Source organism: Lysinibacillus sp. FSL P2-0066, assembly GCF_037969495.1.
Lineage (GTDB): Bacteria > Bacillota > Bacilli > Bacillales_A > Planococcaceae > Lysinibacillus > Lysinibacillus boronitolerans.
Map to the genome: position 1 here is coordinate 3,208,870 of NZ_CP150202.1, position 20,597 is coordinate 3,229,466.

The 20,597-nt window shown below is 37.3% G+C and carries 20 protein-coding genes; 1 reads left to right on the forward strand and 19 read right to left on the reverse strand.

The window, feature by feature from the left end; genetic code table 11:
* Positions 1 to 184: 184 nt before the first annotated feature.
* The 17 genes from MKZ14_RS16030 to citZ form a co-directional block, all read right to left on the reverse strand.
* Complete coding sequence (locus MKZ14_RS16030) at positions 185 to 1,207, reverse strand: glyceraldehyde-3-phosphate dehydrogenase (RefSeq protein ID WP_004226274.1); 1,023 nt, start codon at positions 1,205 to 1,207, stop codon at positions 185 to 187.
* 203 nt (positions 1,208 to 1,410) lie between these two features.
* Positions 1,411 to 2,007, reverse strand: a complete 597-nt coding sequence (gene coaE / locus MKZ14_RS16035) for a dephospho-CoA kinase (protein ID WP_103118646.1) — start codon at positions 2,005 to 2,007, stop codon at positions 1,411 to 1,413.
* 13 nt (positions 2,008 to 2,020) lie between these two features.
* Positions 2,021 to 2,893 carry a bifunctional DNA-formamidopyrimidine glycosylase/DNA-(apurinic or apyrimidinic site) lyase gene (gene mutM, locus MKZ14_RS16040; protein WP_339280221.1) on the reverse strand — a complete coding sequence of 291 codons (873 nt, stop codon included), beginning with the start codon at positions 2,891 to 2,893 and terminating at the stop codon, positions 2,021 to 2,023.
* Positions 2,894 to 2,905: 12 nt separating this feature from the next.
* Positions 2,906 to 5,533: a DNA polymerase I gene (gene polA / locus MKZ14_RS16045; RefSeq protein ID WP_258859373.1), complete on the reverse strand. Its 2,628-nt coding sequence runs from the start codon at positions 5,531 to 5,533 to the stop codon at positions 2,906 to 2,908.
* Positions 5,534 to 5,537: 4 nt separating this feature from the next.
* A complete protein-coding gene (locus MKZ14_RS16050) occupies positions 5,538 to 5,744 on the reverse strand; it encodes a hypothetical protein (RefSeq protein ID WP_258859372.1) in 207 nt (68 codons plus the stop codon).
* 2 nt (positions 5,745 to 5,746) lie between these two features.
* A complete protein-coding gene (locus MKZ14_RS16055) occupies positions 5,747 to 6,100 on the reverse strand; it encodes a hypothetical protein (protein ID WP_016993207.1) in 354 nt (117 codons plus the stop codon).
* Positions 6,101 to 6,388: 288 nt separating this feature from the next.
* Positions 6,389 to 6,805 (reverse strand): DNA polymerase I, encoded by a 417-nt coding sequence (locus MKZ14_RS16060; protein WP_333005069.1) that lies wholly within the window; start codon positions 6,803 to 6,805, stop codon positions 6,389 to 6,391.
* 185 nt (positions 6,806 to 6,990) lie between these two features.
* On the reverse strand, positions 6,991 to 8,001 hold the full coding sequence (locus MKZ14_RS16065) for a protease modulator HflC (protein ID WP_016993209.1): 1,011 nt from the start codon (positions 7,999 to 8,001) through the stop codon (positions 6,991 to 6,993).
* Positions 8,001 to 8,972, reverse strand: a complete 972-nt coding sequence (gene hflK, locus MKZ14_RS16070) for an FtsH protease activity modulator HflK (RefSeq protein WP_036078332.1) — start codon at positions 8,970 to 8,972, stop codon at positions 8,001 to 8,003. Before hflK ends, MKZ14_RS16065 begins: the two co-directional genes overlap by 1 nt.
* 151 nt (positions 8,973 to 9,123) lie before the next feature.
* Positions 9,124 to 9,837, reverse strand: coding sequence for an LrgB family protein (locus MKZ14_RS16075; RefSeq protein ID WP_036078335.1), 714 nt, complete (start codon positions 9,835 to 9,837; stop codon positions 9,124 to 9,126).
* A complete protein-coding gene (locus MKZ14_RS16080; RefSeq protein ID WP_016993213.1) occupies positions 9,834 to 10,202 on the reverse strand; it encodes a CidA/LrgA family holin-like protein in 369 nt (122 codons plus the stop codon). Before MKZ14_RS16080 ends, MKZ14_RS16075 begins: the two co-directional genes overlap by 4 nt.
* Positions 10,203 to 10,552: 350 nt before the next feature.
* Entirely contained in the window at positions 10,553 to 12,088 is a 1,536-nt protein-coding gene (locus tag MKZ14_RS16085) for an ATP-binding protein (protein WP_036078337.1), read from the reverse strand.
* A complete protein-coding gene (locus tag MKZ14_RS16090) occupies positions 12,085 to 12,801 on the reverse strand; it encodes a response regulator transcription factor (protein WP_016993215.1) in 717 nt (238 codons plus the stop codon). Before MKZ14_RS16090 ends, MKZ14_RS16085 begins: the two co-directional genes overlap by 4 nt.
* A 52-nt stretch (positions 12,802 to 12,853) precedes the next feature.
* A complete protein-coding gene (locus MKZ14_RS16095) occupies positions 12,854 to 13,294 on the reverse strand; it encodes a MaoC/PaaZ C-terminal domain-containing protein (RefSeq protein WP_004226245.1) in 441 nt (146 codons plus the stop codon).
* 158 nt (positions 13,295 to 13,452) lie between these two features.
* Complete coding sequence (mdh, locus tag MKZ14_RS16100; protein WP_036078340.1) at positions 13,453 to 14,391, reverse strand: malate dehydrogenase; 939 nt, start codon at positions 14,389 to 14,391, stop codon at positions 13,453 to 13,455.
* 178 nt (positions 14,392 to 14,569) lie between these two features.
* Positions 14,570 to 15,832 (reverse strand): NADP-dependent isocitrate dehydrogenase, encoded by a 1,263-nt coding sequence (gene icd, locus MKZ14_RS16105; protein WP_016995477.1) that lies wholly within the window; start codon positions 15,830 to 15,832, stop codon positions 14,570 to 14,572.
* Between the two features lie 79 nt (positions 15,833 to 15,911).
* A complete protein-coding gene (gene citZ / locus MKZ14_RS16110; RefSeq protein WP_016995478.1) occupies positions 15,912 to 17,027 on the reverse strand; it encodes a citrate synthase in 1,116 nt (371 codons plus the stop codon).
* A 250-nt stretch (positions 17,028 to 17,277) separates the two neighbouring features.
* On the opposite strand from citZ, the gene MKZ14_RS16115 reads away from it, so the two are divergent.
* On the forward strand, positions 17,278 to 18,243 hold the full coding sequence (locus tag MKZ14_RS16115; protein WP_176408499.1) for an AI-2E family transporter: 966 nt from the start codon (positions 17,278 to 17,280) through the stop codon (positions 18,241 to 18,243).
* On the opposite strand, the gene MKZ14_RS16120 is transcribed toward MKZ14_RS16115, so the two are convergent.
* Both MKZ14_RS16120 and pyk read right to left on the reverse strand, forming a co-directional pair.
* Positions 18,227 to 18,616, reverse strand: coding sequence for an FxsA family protein (locus MKZ14_RS16120; protein ID WP_016995427.1), 390 nt, complete (start codon positions 18,614 to 18,616; stop codon positions 18,227 to 18,229). The genes MKZ14_RS16115 and MKZ14_RS16120 overlap by 17 nt on opposite strands.
* Positions 18,617 to 18,819: 203 nt before the next feature.
* Positions 18,820 to 20,580 carry a pyruvate kinase gene (gene pyk / locus MKZ14_RS16125; RefSeq protein WP_016995426.1) on the reverse strand — a complete coding sequence of 587 codons (1,761 nt, stop codon included), beginning with the start codon at positions 20,578 to 20,580 and terminating at the stop codon, positions 18,820 to 18,822.
* Positions 20,581 to 20,597 lie beyond the last annotated feature (17 nt).

The following is a 20,597-nucleotide window of genomic DNA, read 5'->3' on the forward strand; positions in this document are numbered from 1 at the left end:
ATTACTCTCCTGGTTTACAACAATTTAATATATCTATTATAACAAATTTCCTACATGTAAGAAAAGTGCATTCACGTTTGTGGCCTCATGATAAATCTAAAGCACCTGAAGTACAAGAAAAGTTTCTGTAAAAAAAGAGCACATTGAAACCTTTTCGATTTCAATGTGCTATCTATAGAAATTATTACGCGTTTACCGTTTCTAAAGCATTTGCCACTTTTTTCACAAGGTCAACAACGCGTGCAGAGTAGCCCCACTCGTTATCATACCAAGCAAGTACTTTTACTTTGCGGTTGCCTAACACCATTGTAGAAAGTCCATCAACTGTTGAAGAATAAGTTGTTGTATTGTAATCAGAAGATACTAATGGCTCAACAGAGAAATTAAGGATACCCTTCATTGGACCTTCTGTTGCCGCTTTTACAAATGCTGCATTAACTGCATCAACTGTTACATCTGTATTTAAATCTACTACAAGGTCAACTAAAGATACGTTTGGTGTTGGAACACGAAGTGCCATACCATGAATTTTACCTTCTAATTCAGGTAACACTAATTTTAATGCTTTCGCTGCACCTGTAGATGTTGGGATAATGGATTGGGCGCATCCACGTGCACGACGTAGATCTTTATGCGGATTGTCTAAGTTCTTTTGGTCATTTGTATAAGCGTGAACTGTTGTCATTAAACCATTCTCAATACCAAACGTGTCATTCAATACTTTTGCTACTGGCGCTAAGCAGTTTGTTGTACAAGAAGCATTTGAAATAACATCATGTTTCGCAATATCCAATTTGTCATCATTTACACCTAAAACAATTGTGACATCCTCGTTTTTACCTGGTGCTGTTAAAATTACTTTTTTCGCGCCAGCTGCTAAGTGCATCGCTGCTTTATCACGCTCATTAAATTTTCCTGTAGCTTCAATAACGATATCTACACCCATTGTAGACCAAGGTAATTTTAAAGGATCACGTTCACTAATAATTTGAACTCGTTTACCATTTACAACTAAAGCATCGCCTGCTGGTTCTACCGTACCTTCAAATGTTCCGTGATTTGTGTCATACTTAATCAAATGTGCTAACGTTTCTGCAGGATAGCTAGCGTTAATTGCAACGATGTTTAAATCTTGTTGTACGATAGCCTGGCGGAAAACCATACGTCCGATACGCCCGAAACCATTAATAGCAATTGATACTGTCATTTATAATATCCTCCTGTGAGTACATACTCAGATTAATTAATTATATACTTTATGGTGATTAGTATAACACAATTTCAAAAAAGATGAACATTATATATTGAGAATATAAAAGTTCTTATTTTCTGAAAAATTATTCTTTATTATGGCGTTTCCCCATAAAAAAATGCGTAGCAAGGTCGGCTTGCTACGCATTATAAAAGAACTCATGAAATAACATCCCAATAATGCAGGATTTTTTTTAATTGTTCTTCTGTACTTTCTATATTTTCATTATTATAAATGACCGCATGTGCACCCTTTTCTTTGACAGACATCGGCAGTTGAGAGTGCATACGTGCCAATGCATCTTCTTTAGATAAATTATTTCGTTCCATTAAACGTCGAAGCTGAACTTCTTCACTGACCGATACCACAATGATACGTTCCACAAAATGTTGAAGCTTACTCTCAAATAACAAAGGAATGTCCATCACAACATGTTCATGTCCTGCTTCTAAATAAGCATCACGCTGACGTAACATTTCTTTTCTGATTGCTGGATGCATGATATCATTTAACGTTTTGCGTTTGGCAGGCTCATGAAATATGATATCTCCCAGCATAGTTCGATTTAAATTGCCGTCCTCAAGCAAGATAGCTTGTCCGAAGCTTTCAGCAATCAATGCTAATGTCTCAGTTCCAGGTTCTACGACATCTCGTGCTACAACATCTGCATCAACAATCGGTAAACCCAGTTCGCTCATCATTTTAGCTACTGTACTTTTTCCACTTGCAATACTTCCTGTTAGTCCGATAATCATTGCTAAATCCCCTTTAATGTTGACAATTTGGGCAATAGACAGAGGTACGCCCTCCAATTGTCATTTGACTTGTTGCCGTTTCACATGCTGGACATACCTTTTTCCCATACATTTTTAATCGATTCTGCATACTCCCTGCTTCCCCATTAATATTCCGATAATCAGAAATAGTTGAACCACCCGCTTCAATGCTTTGACGTAGGACAGCAACAATCTCCTCAAATAATGCTCGCTTCCGCTTTTCACTAATGCGGTTCATTTTGCGTGCAGGGTGAATTTTCTGAGCAAACAATGCCTCCGTTGCATAAATATTGCCACAGCCCGAAATGACTTGCCCATCCATAATTACTTCTTTTACAGCTTTATTTTCATATTTCGGTAGCTTAGATTTTGTTATAAAAAAATCACATGCTCGTTCATCAAATGGCTCTGGTGCCATTTTTGTCAATGGCGCATGATCTTCAATTTTTGTCAGAAAACGAAGTTCACCGAAACGGCGAATATCTGAATAGATCAAGTATCCCCCATCTGCCATTTCAAATGTCGCATGGATATGCTTTTGAAATTTCGCCTCATTGATTTCTTCGGGTGAATTCACAACAAACCAAGCACCTGTCATCCCTAAGTGACTAACAAGAACATATGGAACATCATCCTTCAGCAAATGAAAGAAAATATATTTTGCTCTTCGTTCAATTTTGGTAATGGTCATCTGGGACAAAGTACTTTCAAATGCATCAGGCGCTGCTTGTTTGACAATACATTGTTTACCCTCACTAAAAGAGAAATGTACTCGTTCAGAAAGCTGAACCTGTTGAATGGTACGTCCTTCAACTGTTGGCTTCAATGCCTGGACGACACCCTCTACCTCTGGTAATTCAGGCATTTGAATCCCTCCTTATTTTGCCTCGTACCAAGTTGAGCCATGGTTAAAATCTACTTTAAGCGGTACAGCAAGCTCAATAGCGTTTTCCATGACTTCAGGTACAATTTTTTCGAGTAAGGCAATCTCTTCCTTTGGTGCCTCAAAGATTAGCTCATCGTGCACTTGAAGTAGCAGTTTTGCCTGCATCTTTTCTTTTTTCAATCGAGCATCCATATCAATCATTGCCTTTTTAATGATATCAGCTGCACTACCTTGAATTGGCGTATTCATCGCCGTACGCTCAGCAAAGCTTCTTAAATTAAAGTTTGAGCTTGTTATATCCGGTAAATAACGGCGTCTATTTAATATCGTTGTCACATAACCATTAAATTTCGCATTTTGTACAATATCATCCATATACTGTTTTACGCCAGGGAAACTTGCGAAATATTTTTCAATAAAATTGGCCGCTTCCTTACGTGTAATATCTAAGTTTTGTGAAAGTCCATAATCACTAATACCGTAGACTATTCCAAAGTTAACAGCTTTCGCTGCACGACGCATATTACTATCAACCTCATCTTCCGACACATGGAATACATCCATAGCTGTACGTGTATGAACGTCCATTCCTTCTCGGAAAGCCTCAACAAGGTTTTTATCTTCTGACATATGTGCAAGAACTCGTAATTCAATTTGCGAATAGTCAGCAGAAAATAGGATCCAATCCTCTTTTGAGGGTACAAAGGCTTGACGAATTTTGCGGCCCTCCTCTAAACGGATCGGGATGTTTTGCAAATTCGGATCTGTTGAGCTTAGACGCCCAGTCGCAGTTAAAGCTTGCTGGAAGCGTGTATGCACTTTGCTATCTGATTTATGAATCTCCTTTAATAAGCCCTCAATATATGTGGATTGTAATTTTCCAAGTTGACGATACAACAGAATATGCTCAATGATAGCATGCTCTGACTGTAATTTTTCTAGGACATCTGCAGCAGTTGAATAGCCTGTTTTAGTCTTTTTAATTACAGGTAACCCTAACTTATCGAATAAAATTACACCTAATTGTTTTGGTGAATTAATATTAAAGGTTTCTCCAGCTTCCGCATAAATTTCTTGCTCAATTACCACAAGCTTATCATTAAGCTCTTGCCCCATTTTCTCTAACGTAGCACGGTTAACCGTAATCCCTTCGCTTTCCATTTCAGCTAAAATTCCTGCCAATGGTAGCTCTAGGTTTTTATAAAGATCGAATTGTTCATTTTCCTTTAATAATGCTTCCAGCTTCGGCTGTAATGACCATACTGCAAAAGCCTTACGACTAACATGCTGTGCAAGTTGATCTAAGTCAGGTATTGCACGCTTGGCACCTTTTCCATAAACCGCCTCATCTGCTTGGACATCATAGTAGCCTAATTCCCTTGCAAGTGTGGCAATATCATCGCCACTTAATGCTGGATTATTAATATAAGAAGCAAGTAGCAAATCAAAGTCAACACCAGCTAATTGAATCCCTGCTCGCTTCAATGATGCTTGAGCTGCCTTGGAATCGGACATATATTTTATTTTTGTGGCATCTTCTAGCCAACGACGGAGAGTATCTGACTTTGCTGCTTTATCAAATGGAATATATTGCGTCTTTGTGCCATTTGATAAGGCAATCCCTAGCTGCTGACAAGTGTGATAATGTTCATTTTCCAGTTCAACATGCACAGCCATCACATCTTGTAAGTCCTCAGGCTGAATTTCCTGAACAAGGTCATAGTCGAAAGGTGCCTGCTCTTCCTCATGCATTATAAAGTCACTTTTATCAAGCAGCGATTTGAAGCCAAGCTCACGCCACACACTGATTAATTCATCTTCTTTTGGCCCATTATACGCAAGATCATCCAGTGAAATCGTGATTGGAGCATCCGTATAAATCGTTGCCAGCTTCTTACTCATGATGGCCTGCTCCTCATTAGCTACTAGCTTTTCCTTCATTTTAGAAGCCTTCAATGTATCCATCGCTTCATAAAGCGCTTCAACGGAGCCATGCTCTTTTAATAATTTTACAGCCGTTTTTTCCCCGACGCCTGGTACACCAGGAATATTATCGGAGGAATCTCCCATCAAGCCTTTCATATCAATAATTTGGAGCGGCGTTAACCCGTATTTTTCTGCAATAAAGGCTGGTGTATTTTTCTCTATTTCGGTAATACCTTTTTTCGTTATATAAACGGTTACTTGCTCTGTCGCCAATTGTGTTAAATCACGGTCTCCAGAAACGATGATGACATCCATATCCTGTGTTGAAGCCTCTTTAGCAAGCGTTCCAATAATATCATCGGCTTCATATAATTCCTGCTCATATTGCTTAATGCCATACGCATCAATGAGCTTTCGTAAATAAGGAAATTGCTCTGATAATTCTGGAGGTGTCTTTTGACGTCCTCCTTTATATTCTGTAAAGGTTTCATGGCGGAAAGTTGTTTTTCCAGCATCAAAAGCAACCAATATTTTAGTTGGCTGTTCTTCCTCTAATATTCTTTGTAGCATTGTTGTAAAGCCGTATACAGCATTAGTATGAATGCCACTATCATTCGTTAGCAATGGCAACGCAAAAAACGCGCGATACGCTAAACTATTACCGTCCAATAATAGTAATTTTTCCTTGGTCATGATTTTATCCTCCTGCGTTGTCTTCTCCTTCTACTTTAACATAACAATACATTTCAAGTAAAAAAAGCAGGCGTCCATTCACAAGGTTATCCGTTACTTTTAATGGTTTATCCGCCACTTTTAAGGCTCTATCCGCCACTTTAGCATTCCTATCCATACAAAAAAGCCAACCGCGCGCACTGCGGTTGACTTGTTTAAAATATTCCAACATCCTTAACGTATATTCCCTATAATAGATGAACGACTATCCTGCATTTTTTTCGCAAAATTAGTCATTACATCAAAAGCCTCATTCCGTTTATTATTCATGCCTTGAAAACGGAGCATATCCATTTGCTGTGTATTCAAATCAACTAGCTGTTGATTTCGTTGTTGAACAACCTCTAGCTGATCCTTCAGTTGATTTTCTAACAGTTGTGCTCGCTGTGATTGAACTGCCTGTAATGCCGATTCTAAATCCATGCCTTGAATATCAATTGGTTGAATTTGGCTATTAGCAGAGGATTGCCCTGCCCCGCTAAATAATAATCCGACTGCTAAAGCACTTCCAAACACTACCTTCTTCATCCTGATTACCTCCTATTAAAATGAATCTTTGCTTATCATACCTATTAAAGGTTAAAACAAGGTTAAAAAATATAATTTTTAATATAGTATGTAGCATATCTGCTTATCAAGTTTAGTCATTGACTATTCTCAATATCTTGACTGTACTACAGATTAAATAAGAGCAATACTGACAAATGTTAATAATTTACGTGTTAACAAGGCATAAGACGTATTCCATCGCTTACTAAAAAGCAAAAACTTTCATTCGAGGACAAGGTCCCTGTGAATGAAAGTTCCTAATGGATGTTATTGATTTGAAGTACGATAAAAAACTTCTTCATATATGACCGTTAATATAAATGCATTCATAAAAGCAAATACAAGGAATAACGGCATGCCACCTAATTGTGGATATGTTAGCTCTTGATTAAATACCATTACTGTACTAATTTGTGCCAAAAAGAAAATTAAGCCAATCCCAACTTGCCAAATAGGACGCTTGACCTTTCTTTTTTCATACCAAAATAATTTCTTAAAAAGGTTTCTTACATCCTCTGCAATAATGATACTGAGTAAAAAGATACAAACAAAAAATACTGGTATATGATAGACACTCTTCGTCACCCACGAAAAATCGGATAGACGGAAGAAAAGTGTTAATAACGATGCTATACTACAAGCGATCCCTAAATTTTGGAGCCATTTGCTAATTTGTAATTTCAAAGCCCTTACCCCCAACTATTCTTTTTTAAACATTATTATTCTATCAAATTATAGTTGATTGGGGAATACAAACTTATAAATTTCTATTATTTTCATACTACAATAATTCGATTTCATGGATAATTATAATCCTATTGCAACAAAAAAGTCGTCTCTTTCAAGACTGAGACGACTTTAAACTGTGTTTATTTTATATAACCAGACAAGATGTTGGCATATGGTGAAGTAGCTGGCAAGATAATAACTGTATCTTCCCCAACCGTTTTCTTATAGGATTCTAATGTGCGGTATAAAGAATAAAATTCAGGATCTTGAGAGAAAGATTTATTGTAAATCTTTGCAGCCTCTGCTTCTCCTTCAGCTTGAATTAAAGCAGCTTCTTTACTTGCTTTAGCAAGCATTTCTTGTACGTGTTGATCCGTTTGTGCCTCAATACGACGTTTCTGTGCATCTCCTTCTGACAAATACTTTTGGGCAATTGATTCACGATCTGAAATCATATTCATAAAAACGGATTGCTCATTTTCAGTTGGTAAATCAATGCGACGAATACGTACATCTACTACTTCAATACCATAGTTATCGTTGGAAAGAAGTTCATTCACACGTTCTGTTACTTGATCGTTTATGCTGCCTCGAGAAGAATCCTCATCATTTATAATCTCAGTATAGTTAATTCGGCCAAGTTCAGAGCGAATAACAGAATAAATGAACTCTTCCATACGTGATTCAACTTTTTCTATCGTACCAGCATTCGAAATCAATAGCTTAGGATCCGTAATACGCCATACAGCATAATTATCAATAATAATTCGTTTTTTATCCTTTGTATTAATTTCTTCTTCCGAAATCTCATATGTCATTTGGTTTTTTGGTAACTTTGTGACACTTTGAATAAAAGGAATTTTCATATTTAAACCTGGTTCACGCTCAAACTTAACAACCTCTCCAAACTGCCGAACAACAGCATACTCTGATTCTTTAACTATATAAATATTCGTTAATAAAGTAATCGCTAGAGCGAATAGGACCGTTAATGTTACAGCTAGAGAGATATATTTTTTAGGATTCTTCGGTCCTTTCTTCGACATTTTAACTACATTGTCTCCCGAATCACCTTCTGAAGGAGCAGCTTTTTTACTTTTGCCAGATAAGAAATTGAGGAATTTTTCTAGATCCTTATTTTTTTGGTCCATTAGTTACCGCTCCCCTCTTTTTTCTCTGTTTGTGTCTGTGGCGACTGTTGAGGCTGTAGTTGCTGAAGTGGTAAATACTTCATCGTACTACCATCATCATTCATAATGTAAATTTGTGCTTTCGGTAGGACATTTTCAAGCGTCTCAATAATTAACCGCTCTCGTGTAATTTGCTGATTGCCCTTGTATTGCTCATACATTTTATTAAAGACAGCTACATCCCCTTGTGCTTGCTCTATACGGGCTGTTTTAGTTCCTTTTGCTTTCGACATAATAGCATCACGTTCGCCTTCAGCTTCACTAATGCGTTGGTTTTCATATTTTTCAGCTTCATTTATTTTTGTATTTTTCATTTCACGTGCATCTGTTACAGCAGTGAATGCTGCACGCACATCTTTATTGGGCAATTCTACATCTTGCAATTTGACACCTAAAACGCTTATTCCAATATCGTATTTTTCAATAAGTGAAACTAATAATTGACGAGTATTTGCTTCGATGTCAGCTTTACCTTCTGTTAACGCTGCATCGATAGAAGAACTGCCGATAATAGAACGTATGGCACTCGATGTCGCGCTATGTAATATTCTTTCTGGATCTTGCGAATTAAATAAAAACTTATTAGGCTCTGTAATTTTCCATTGAACAACAAGGTCTGTTAATACAATATTTTCATCCCCTGTAATCATTTTCGTTTCGGCGTCGTATGCCTCTAACTCACCTGCTTTATTTTGCTTATAGCCAAATTGCAAACTAAAGGTTTCTCTTGACAAAATTTCAACGGATTGGACGGGCCAAGGTAATTTAAAATGAAGACCTGGATTTGTTACTGTATCATCGGCACGACCAAATGTAATAACAACAGCTTGCTCTGATTCATCTACCGTGTACCATGAAGTAAAAACTGTAATAAGTGCAATAATTCCAAATATTCCAAGTCCAACAATCATTAGTGTCCTTTTCACACTCATGTCTGTTCCTCCTTTTGCTTAGTACTATTGTTTACGGTGAACCTTTATAAAAAGTTTCAAAATATTTTCATATAATGATTGAAAGGGAGAGAATCTTCTGTATCTTACGCTTTGTAGAAGCTTTTTTAAAGTAAAAAAATCCTGTTACCTTTTATGGCAACAGGATATTAATAACCAGATGTTCAAATACTGGGAAAATGGTAGTGGATAATACAATGCTAATTAATGCAGCAACAATCATCGCTAGACTAGCAAATGTACCTTCTAGCTCTCCAAATTCAAATGCTTTAGATGTACCCGTTCCATGGGCACCCATACCAAGCATTAAGCCTCTAGATGAAGGTCTGTGGAAACGACATATTTTAATTACGATTGGTGCTAACAAGCTTCCTAAAATACCAGTCGTCATAACGAAAACAGCTGTAAGCGTAGGAGAACCACCAATCATATTGGAAATATCCATCGCAATAGGTGTTGTTACGGAACGTGGCACTAAACTATGTACCAACTCATCATTTAAGCCCACCAATAGAGCCATCATAAAGGATGACACAATAGCAACCGCAGAACCAACAGCAATGCTGATGAAAATTTCAAATGCGTGTTTTTTTAATAGGTTGACATTTTTATATATAGGAACGGCAAACGCAACGGTTGCTGGTCCTAGTAAATTTGTTAAGACATTCGCTCCAGCATTGTAGGATTTATAAGATACACCTGTCAGTAGTAAAATACCTATAATGACTAAAGGTGTAATGAGCATAGGTGTCAGCCATTCTTTTTTATATTTTTTATAAAACATTTTACAAATATAAAAAATAGCAACGGTCCCAAGTAAGCTGACAATGGCGATTAATAAAGTCATACAGCATCACCCTTCTTCCGCTGCTCTAGCCATTGTGCTGTATAGCCCGTTACAAACATTACCACAATTGCACTCACAACAATGACCAGCACAACCTTCATTCCTTGCACACCAAATAAGGCATGATAATCAATAACACCGATGGCAGATGGAATAAAGAATAACAAGAGTTCACTTAATAGTACGGCTGCTCCTAATTCAATCCATTCAAGCTTAATTATATGAAACTGTAACAGTAAAAATAATAGGACGAGTCCTATTATGCTCCCTGGAATCGGCAAGTGAAGTAGGCGTGCAATAGTATTTCCGATTAATAATAGGATGTAAAGATAGCCGATTTGCACGATACTTTTGACGATTTTCATGGTCATCCTTCTCTCATTTATTTCTCTGCCTTAACAGTCAGGAAAACACATTTCGAATGATAAGAAGGTTGATTCACTGACTGTCAAAGCGTTCGTCTAACAGACAATCGCAGGTAAGATCGTTGTTAAACTTTATGCTACTATACTATACACCTATTTACGTTCCCTGTAAAACAGAAAAAGAACCTAGTGTTTAAAAAACACTAAATTCTTTCTGTGGGGAATATAAAGCAGTTAAAAATCTTCTATTAGATTTTTATGGTCATCGTCTTAACAATCATATTGGGGTTTCTAGAAATAAGTATAGTGCCCAAATATGAATATAACATGTTGTTCATGTAAAGGATTTGTTAATTTTTCGGAATCATGACAATCATTTTAGTTCCTATGCCGACTTCACTTTCTACTTGAATTCGGCCATGATGAGCCTCTACTAAATGCTTAACAATTGCTAACCCTAAGCCTGTTCCACCAGAATTACGACTTCTCGCTCGATCCACCCGATAAAATCTTTCAAAAACGCGTGCAATTTCATGTTTTTCAATCCCAATCCCTTGATCCTCTATTTCGATAATACCATGTGTTTCATTTTCCTTTAATCGAATAGAAACAGTCGTATTTTCAGGAGAATATGTAATCGCATTGGTAATTAAATTCGTCACGATTTGAATAATACGATTGGCATCCCCCATAACCTGGACATCTCGTTCGATATCCACCTGGAAGCTCATATTTTTTTCATCCAATCGCGGTGCTGTCAATTCCGCTCCACGAATTAAAACATCCTGCAAGCCCATCGGCATAATATTGACAGTAAAGCCATGCTGCTCAATCTTTGATAGTTCTAGTAAATCTTGAATTAGCATTTGGAGTCGATTACTTTCTTTATAAATAATCTCTAAGAAAGAGATCAGCATTTTCTCGTCTTTATAGGCCCCATCCAATAAAGTTTCTGAAAAGCCTTTAATAGATGTAATCGGTGTGCGTAATTCATGTGATACATTCGCAACAAAGTCTTTCCGAATTTGTTCTAATCGAACTAGTTCCGTTATATCATGCATAACGATGACAACGCCTAGCCATCGTCCATGATCCCCGATAACAGGTGCTCCATAGACTTCTTTATTATATAGCTCCTGCTGTACTTCCATTTTAATTTGTTGTCGATACGGCATTTCTGTCAGAAAGACATGATCGATAAATTGCTCTAATGATTTCGGTAAGCCTATTGTACGAAATACCTTCCCCTGTACATCATCAAGCTGCATTCCAAAGCGCTCCAGAAATACACGATTCACAATGGAAATATTCCCCTCTCGTCCAATCATCATGAGAGAGCTTCCCATATTTTCAATTAAGGTCTTTAGTCTTTCTTCCTCTACTTCACGGATCGTTGTAATATCTTGCAAATTCCGTGCCAATATGTTTATGGAATGACTCAGCGGTATCATGCGTTCATGTTCATTCTCTTGAGCACGCGCACGATAGTTCCCCTTTGCAAGCTCAAGGGCAGTTTCTGTCACATTATCAATCGGTGCAGTAAAGTTACGTATCATATAACGACTTATAATCGCTATTAATATCAACGTGATTGTGAAGAGAATAGCCAGCACTCCATAAAGGCGTGCACGTACATAGTTCAATAAGGATTCATCTCGTTCCATAGCTTGGGCTGCATACAAGGCTTCCTGATCTTCCTTCGTTAAATCCATTTTGCGTTCATCGATTACTTGGTCCATTGATGCCCGTATTTCAGTGGTTGCTTGCTCGTTATATTGCTCGATATAAACAGGAAAAAGCTGACCTATAACAATCATTAGGACAGCTAATATCGTTCCAAGTAAAAGCATGAATGTCAAAAATAAGCGGTTGCTCATTGATTTCATGTCGTTTTCGGCTCCTCAAATTTATAACCAAGGCCCCTAATTGTTTTAATAAACATCGGCTTACGGCTATTTTCTTCAATTTTATCGCGAAGGTGGCTAATGTGTACATCCACAATTCGAGTATCGCCAGCAAAATCATATTTCCATACAGCACTTAATAGCTGATCACGTGTTAATACACGATTTTTATTTTCAAGTAAATAGATGAGTAACTCAAACTCCTTTGGGGTAAATTCCAGTGCCTCATCCTGTAAAAATACTTCAAATCGCTCTGGGTACACTCGCAGCTGTCCAAACTCATACATTTTTTCCTGCGCCTCATCCTTATCATCTGCCACAACGTTTTGCGTGAAACGTCTTAATACAGCCTTGACACGCGCTAAAACTTCACGAGGACTAAAGGGCTTTGTCATGTAATCATCTGCTCCCAGCTCAAGACCAAGAACTTTATCAAATTCGTCATCTTTAGCAGTTAGCATAATAATTGGCGTATTCATACGTTGCTGTCGTATTTGTTTACAGACCTCCATACCATCGAGCTTTGGAAGCATCAAATCTAAAAGAATTAAATTTGGCTGTAAGTCGATTGCTTTTTCAAGCCCTTCCTGACCATCAGCAGCCGTTTCCACTACATAGCCTGCCTGTTCTAAATTATATTTCAATAATGTTGCAATCGAAAATTCATCTTCAATTACTAAAATCGTTTTTGTCATGTCTAATGCCTCCGTTAGTGATTTGAAACCCCCATTTCAAATCTCAAGACGTCTATAGCGCAAGTGGTGGAGTTACAAGCAATAAACCTTCAATTACAAGCTGTTTCTGCTCATTATATGAGTGGACAGATACAGTGATGGTATTGTCATATTTATTGATTGCTGTAACCTCTAATAGCGTATCGAACAATTCATAATGATAGAGAGGTCCTAAATATTTTAAATGTTGCTCAATAATTCGTGCACCTGGTCCTGGAATATACTTTGACACAGCTGATGTAATAATACCATTTAACATAATCGTCGGCACAATTGGCTTTTGAAAAGGTGTCATAGCCGCATAATCATGTTGAATATAAAGCGGATTACTATCGTTTGTAAGCCCTAAATAAAGCAATAAATCCCTATCTTCAATTTTTTCAGTGATATGGATTTTCTCGCCAACTGTAATTTCATCGATTGTGAGACCAAGTTTACTATTTTTTTGAAGCAAAGATACGCCAACCCCTTTTCTATCATACTACATTCATAGTATCAATTTTATGCTAAAAGTACAATGAAAAGCAGAAGATCCTTACCTTTCTAGACACATAAAACATAAAAAAACGAGCAGGGACATTCCCTACTCGCTTTAAGTTTCAGACTGATATTTTACACTAAAATTTTCATCACATTACGAACTGCTTCTGCCGATTGATCTAAAGCTGCTTTTTCTTTGTCCGTTAATTCTAGCTCAAAGATTTTTTCAATACCGTTTTCGCCAAGTAAAGTAGGAACACCTAAGTATAAGTCATGATAGCCATACTCACCTTCTAAATAAGCGATAGATGGTAAAATACGTTTTTGGTCTTTTACAATAGCTTCAGCCATCTCTATTAATGCCGCAGCAGGCGCATAATAGGCAGAGCCGTTTCCAAGTAAGTTAACAATTTCTGCTCCGCCATTACGTGTTCGGTCAACAATTTCCTCTAAACGTTCAGCAGAAATAAGTGTTTCTAGCGGAATGCCACCAGCAAATGAATAACGTGTTAATGGCACCATAGTATCACCGTGACCACCTAATACAAAACCAGTAATATCTTTCACTGAAATCTTAAGTTCTTCTGCCACAAATGCGCAGAAACGAGCCGTATCAAGAACACCCGATTGACCAATAACACGATTTTTAGGGAAGCCAGTTTCTTTGTATACTGTGTAAGTCATGGCATCAACTGGGTTTGTCAGTACAAGGATTGTAGCATTTGGTGAATGCGTAGCAATCTCTTTTGAAACAGTTTTCATCACACCCTGATTGATTTGAACAAGGTCATCACGGCTCATGCCTGGTTTACGTGCAACACCAGCGGTAATAATAACTACGTCAGAATTCGCCGTATCTGCATAATTGGAAGTACCTTGTACATAAGAGTCAAATCCTTGTATTGGTGCTGCTTCCCACATATCTAGTGCCTTTCCCTTTGTTGGGTTTTCTGCTTGTGGAATATCCACTAATACAACGTCACCAAGTTCTTTCTGAGCTGCTAAAAATGCTGCAGTAGCGCCTGTAAAACCGCCACCGATTACTGAGATTTTTTTACGTTTCAGAGACATTTGAATACGCTCCTTTAAAATTAGGTTATATATTTTAAAAGAGGGAGGAGACATCCATCTCACTCCCTCGATTAAACAAGTTTATCGTAAATATTAAATTAAAATTTACTTTCACCCTAATTATATCGGCAGAAAAAAGCATCCGCTTTAGCGATAAATTCTATTGTAGAATAGAAAATTATAGGTTTTTGATTAACTCATTAGCGAATTCTGAACATTTCACTTCTGTAGCGCCGTCCATTAAACGTGCGAAGTCATAAGTAACAACTTTAGAAGAAATTGTTTTCTCAACAGATTGAGTGATCATGTCAGCAGCTTCTTGCCATCCTAAGTGCTCAAGCATTAATACACCTGAAAGTAATACTGAAGATGGGTTTACTTTATCTAAACCAGCATATTTTGGTGCTGTACCATGAGTAGCTTCAAAGATCGCATGGCCAGTTACATAGTTAATGTTCGCGCCTGGAGCGATACCAATACCACCAACTTGTGCAGCTAGAGCATCAGAAATATAGTCACCATTTAAGTTCATTGTAGCTACTACATCGAACTCAGTTGGACGAGTTAAGATTTGTTGTAAGAAGATATCAGCGATAGAATCTTTAACTAAGATTTTACCAGCTGCAAGTGCGTCAGCTTGTGCTTTGTTTGCTGCTTCTTCACCTTGCTCTTCTTTGATTGCATCGTATTGGTTCCAAGTGAATGTTTGATCAGCAAATTCTTTTTCTGCTAATTCATAACCCCATTTTTTGAATCCACCTTCAGTGAATTTCATGATGTTACCTTTGTGAACTAAAGTAACAGATGGGCGTTTATGTTTAATTGCATATTCAATAGCAGAACGTACTAAACGCTCAGTACCTTCTTTAGATACAGGTTTTACACCGATACCAGATGTTTCTGGGAAACGGATTTTGTTTACACCAAATTCAGTTTGTAGGAAGTTGATGATTTTTTGAGCTTGTTCAGAGCCAGATTCGAATTCGATACCAGCATAGATGTCTTCTGTGTTTTCGCGGAAGATAACCATGTCAACGTCTTCTGGGCGTTTAACTGGAGAAGGCACTCCATCAAAGTGACGTACTGGACGTAAGCATACATATAAGTCAAGTTGTTGACGTAACGCTACGTTTAGAGAGCGGATACCACCACCGATTGGAGTAGTAAGAGGACCTTTGATTGCAATTAAGTATTCGTTAATTTTGTCTAAAGTTTCTTGTGGTAACCATTCACCAGTTTGGTTAAATGCTTTTTCACCAGCTAAAACTTCTAACCATTCAATTTTCTTTTCACCGTTGTAAGCTTTTTCTACAGCTGCGTCGATTACGCGTGATGCTGCAGCCCAGATATCTGGACCAATTCCATCACCTTCGATGAAAGGAATTACTGGATTGTTTGGTACATTAAGTACGCCATTTTCAACTACAATTTTGTTTGACATTCTGTTGCCTCCTAAATTCATAATCATAGGACTGTGTTAGTGATAACACAGTCCCAAACATTCTAGCATATTTTCCAAATTAGCGCTCGCTGATTGGAACATATTTTTGCATGCCTGGTCCAACATACTCAGCACGTGGACGGATTAGGCGGTTATTAGCATATTGCTCAAGGATATGTGCCACCCAACCTGAAGTACGTGATACTGCGAAAATTGGTGTGAACAGGTCATGATCAATACCTAAAGAATCATACACTGACGCAGAGAAGAAATCTACGTTTGCAGGCAATTTCTTTTGTTCTACGATCATGTCATGGATTTTAACTGACATTTCGTAAAGCTCTGGTTTACCAGTTAGTTCAGTTAATTTTTTAGACATAACGCGTAAATGCGGAGCACGAGGGTCGCCTTTACGATATACACGGTGACCGAAGCCCATGATTTTTTCTTTGTTGTCTAATTTATTTTGAATATAAGATTCAACATTTTCAAGTGAGCCAATTTCAGTTAACATTTTCATAACTTGCTCATTTGCTCCACCGTGAAGTGGTCCTTTTAATGCACCGATCGCTGCAGTTACACCTGAATAAACGTCAGATAATGTAGCTACACATACACGTGCTGTAAATGTAGATGCATTTAATTCATGGTCAGCGTGTAACACTAATGCTTTGTCAAATGCTTCAATTTCAATAGCTTCTGGCTCTTCACCTTTTAGCATGTATAAGAAGTTTGCCGCATATCCTAATTCTGGTTTTGGCGCAACTGGCTCTAAACCTTTACGAACACGTGCAAATGCAGTTACTACTGTTGCAATTTTAGCTTGTAGACGAATTGCTTTACGGTAGTTTGCTTCTGGATCCATAACATCCGCTTCTTCATCGAATACACCAAGTAAAGATACTGCAGTACGCAATGCAGCCATTGGATGTACAGTTGAAAGTGGGTATGTTTTAAATTGGTCGACAATCGCTTGCGGAATTGACATGTTGTCTGCCAATTGTTGTTTTAGTTCAGCTAGCTCGTCCGCTTTTGGTAAACGAGTATGCCATAACAAGTAAATTACCTCTTCGAATGACGCATTTTCTGCTAAATCATCAATGTTGTAACCAACATATGTAAGTGTGTCATCGATAATTGAACTGATTTTAGATTCCGCTGCTACGATACCTTCTAAACCTTTAGTTGCTGACATAAATTATCGCTCCCTCATACTTATTTTTTTGTTGCAAATGCGTTTTTTATGTTGCATTTACGAATTTTGCTCATATGAACCATTAAGTAAATCGCTTACATTGCTATTATAATCATTTTTGACAGCTTTGTGAATGAAAATCCTCCAAATAAAGAAAAAGACGTCCGAACGACTATATAATTGTCCTAAAGAGATTTTTTTGTATATTTTGACATTAATTTATCAATTGGTTTGGGGTGAATTTGTAAAAATGAGGAATTTAAAGTATTTTTCATACGAAAGAACTACAAGTATTTTGCTGTTTATTTTTTATTTAGTCATACTTTGGTTTGTTTTACCTGTGTCACTCGCGATTTTTTTATCATTTTCTACGTATCCTATCATAAATTTTTTACATAAATATTGTAGGATAGCGTATTGGATTGCAGCCATTATTGTGGAAGTATTAATATTAACATGTATTTTTCTGCTAGTTGTCATATCTATTAACAGTATTATCGTCATTTTCCCAGAAATTAGAGATACATTACAAAATTTCCCGCTTTTCAGTGAATATGAATCCATGTTTGTACAAGTTTTAAAAGAAAAATCACTGTCCATTTTCGATTCCATCTTCGTATATACAGCAGATCTTTTCCAATTATTAATGAAGCATGTCATTGAGGTTTTCATCTTTTTGGTCGCTTATTACTTTGCGCTTCTAGAAACACGTAAATCACGCTATTGGTTCTTTCAGTATGTGCCTAAAAAATATCGTCAAGAGTGGCAATCCCATTTTGCAAAAATCATGCAACTTTTTCATTATTTCTTGTTTGTGGAGTTTCAATTATTTACGATTACCCTACTCATTCTTTGTGCAGGGTTTATGATCCTACAATTTGAACAAGCCATCATTAAAGCATTTATTGTAGCATTTGCAGATGTACTACCGTTTTTCGGGATCGGCGTTTTTCTTGTGCCAATGAGCATTTATTTTTATTTCAATGGCAATACCTTTTTATGTGTAGCCATTTTACTACTATATTTATTTGTACAATTAACAAGGCAGCTAGCCGATTCGATGCTTTGGTCCAATACGCTTCAGCTACGCACGTTCCATACATTCTTTATCAGCGCTGCCTCTATTCTATTATTTGGTTTTTATGGTATATTACTGAGCCCTATCTTTTTATTTCTAGCTGTAAAACTAAAGGAAAACTCTATCTTTGAACGATGATGAATTGGCCCTTTTTCATTTTTTTACGCATCCAGTAATAGACAATGGGTTGGAACATTTTTCGAGAAAATGGCATGAGTAGGAGTAAACCTAGGGCATCTGTTAAAAATCCAGGTAACGCTAAAAGCAAACCACCACCAAAAGTTAAGAAAGTATCCACTAATGCAGCTCCTGGTGCTTCTCCGCGTGCTAATGTATTTTTCACATTTTGAACAGAGTTCATACCTTTATTTTTCATGACATAAATCCCAATAACACTCGTAGCAATAATGAGCAATAATGTACTTAAAACACCAATATTTTGTCCAATGACTATTAATAACGCCAATTCGGCTAATGCGTAGACAATGAAACCAAGAAAAATTTTTCGCATATTTTTCTCCTTTCTACTTGAAAAGCTATACCTTTTATACGTTATTATAGCCCGATTAGTTTCATAAAAAAATGAATACACCTATTCTAAGAGAAAGCAACTTCTGTTAAAGGTAGAAATTAGTAGTTTCCAGAAATAGTGTGTACAACCCTTATGAAAAAGCTCTAGTACAACAAACCGCACTAGAGCTTTTTTGTTAATAATTAAAGAACACTTGCATGCCCCTTGTAAATAACACCTGTTTCAGCATCCATTGTAATTTCTTGACCATGACGAATTAATGTAGTTGCTTCTTTTACACCAACGATAACTGGTATACCTAGGCTTAACCCTACAACTGCTGCATGGCTAGTAAGCCCACCTTCTTCAGTAATTAGACCAACACAATTTTCTAAAGCAGGCATCATATCACGATCTGAACCGACTGTTACAAGGATGCATCCGTCTGTATCGTAGGCAAGTGCCTCAGCAGCATTTTTAGCAACCACTGTTTTACCAACAACTGATGCTTTTCCGATCCCTTGTCCACGTGCAAGTAAATCACCAATAATGTGTACTTTCATTAAGTTTGTTGTACCCGCTTCACCTACAGGTACACCTGCTGTAATGACAACAGCGTCTCCGTGTGTAACAAAGCCATGCTTCAAGCTTTCATCCACAGCTAGTTCTAAAATTTCATCTGTTGTTGTCACGCGTTGACACACAATTGGGTATACGCCCCATACAAGTGTTAATGTATGAGCTGTATTTGTAGAGCCTGTTACGGCTACAATTGGCACTCCTGGTCGATATTTTGCAATCATTCTCGCTGTATTACCACTTTCAGTTGGTGCTAATACGGCTTTCACCCCTAAATTGATAGAAGTATAAGCAACTGCTTGAGAAATTGCCTCCGTCATATTGGCTTCTTTCTCACGACTACGTGCAGAAACAATTGATCTATAATCTAATGAATTTTCAGTGCGTTGTGCAATTTTATTCATCGTTTGTACTGATTCTACTGGATAAAGACCCGCTGCAGTTTCACCAGATAACATAATCGCATCTGTCCCATCAATAATTGCGTTGGCTACATCACTTGCCTCTGCACGTGTTGGTCGTGGGTTACGCTGCATGGAATCTAGCATTTGTGTTGCCGTAATGACCGGTTTACCAACTTGATTACATTTTAGAATTAATTTCTTTTGTACAAGTGGTACTTCTTCTGCAGGAATTTCAACACCAAGATCTCCACGAGCAACCATTAAACCGTCAGATACCAGGATGATTTCATCGATATTATCGACACCCTCTTGGTTTTCAATTTTTGGGATGATATGAATATGACTACCACCATTTTGTTCAAGCAATTCACGAATTTCAAGGACATCTTTTGCACGACGAACGAATGAAGCGGCAATAAAATCGACACCTTGTTCGATACCAAATAAAATATCTTGTGCGTCTTTTTCTGTGATACCTGGTAGTTGTACAGAAACACCTGGTACGTTAACACCCTTTTTATTTTTTAGAACGCCAGCATTCTCAACAATGGTATGAATTAATCCTTTTTCCATATCCGTTGCTAATACACGTAGTTGAATTAATCCATCATCAAGTAAAATAATCGAATTTTGCTCAACGTCTTCAATTAAGCGCTCATAAGTAACAGAGAAGCTCGTCTCAGTACCTTCTACCTCTGTCATTGAAATATCAATTACCTGACCTGCTGACAAATGAAGCTCGCCATTTTTCATGTTGTGTGTACGAATTTCCGGTCCCTTTGTATCAAGTAAAATTCCCACTGGTTTATTTAATTTTTGTGCCACTTCACGAATTAAATGAATACGCCCTGCATGTTCTTCATGAGATCCATGTGAAAAATTCAAGCGGGCAACGTTCATACCTGCTTCGATTAATTTTTCTAAAGTTTCTGGTGACTCACTTGCAGGTCCAATTGTACATACGATTTTTGTTTTTCTCATTTTTGCCCACTCCGTTT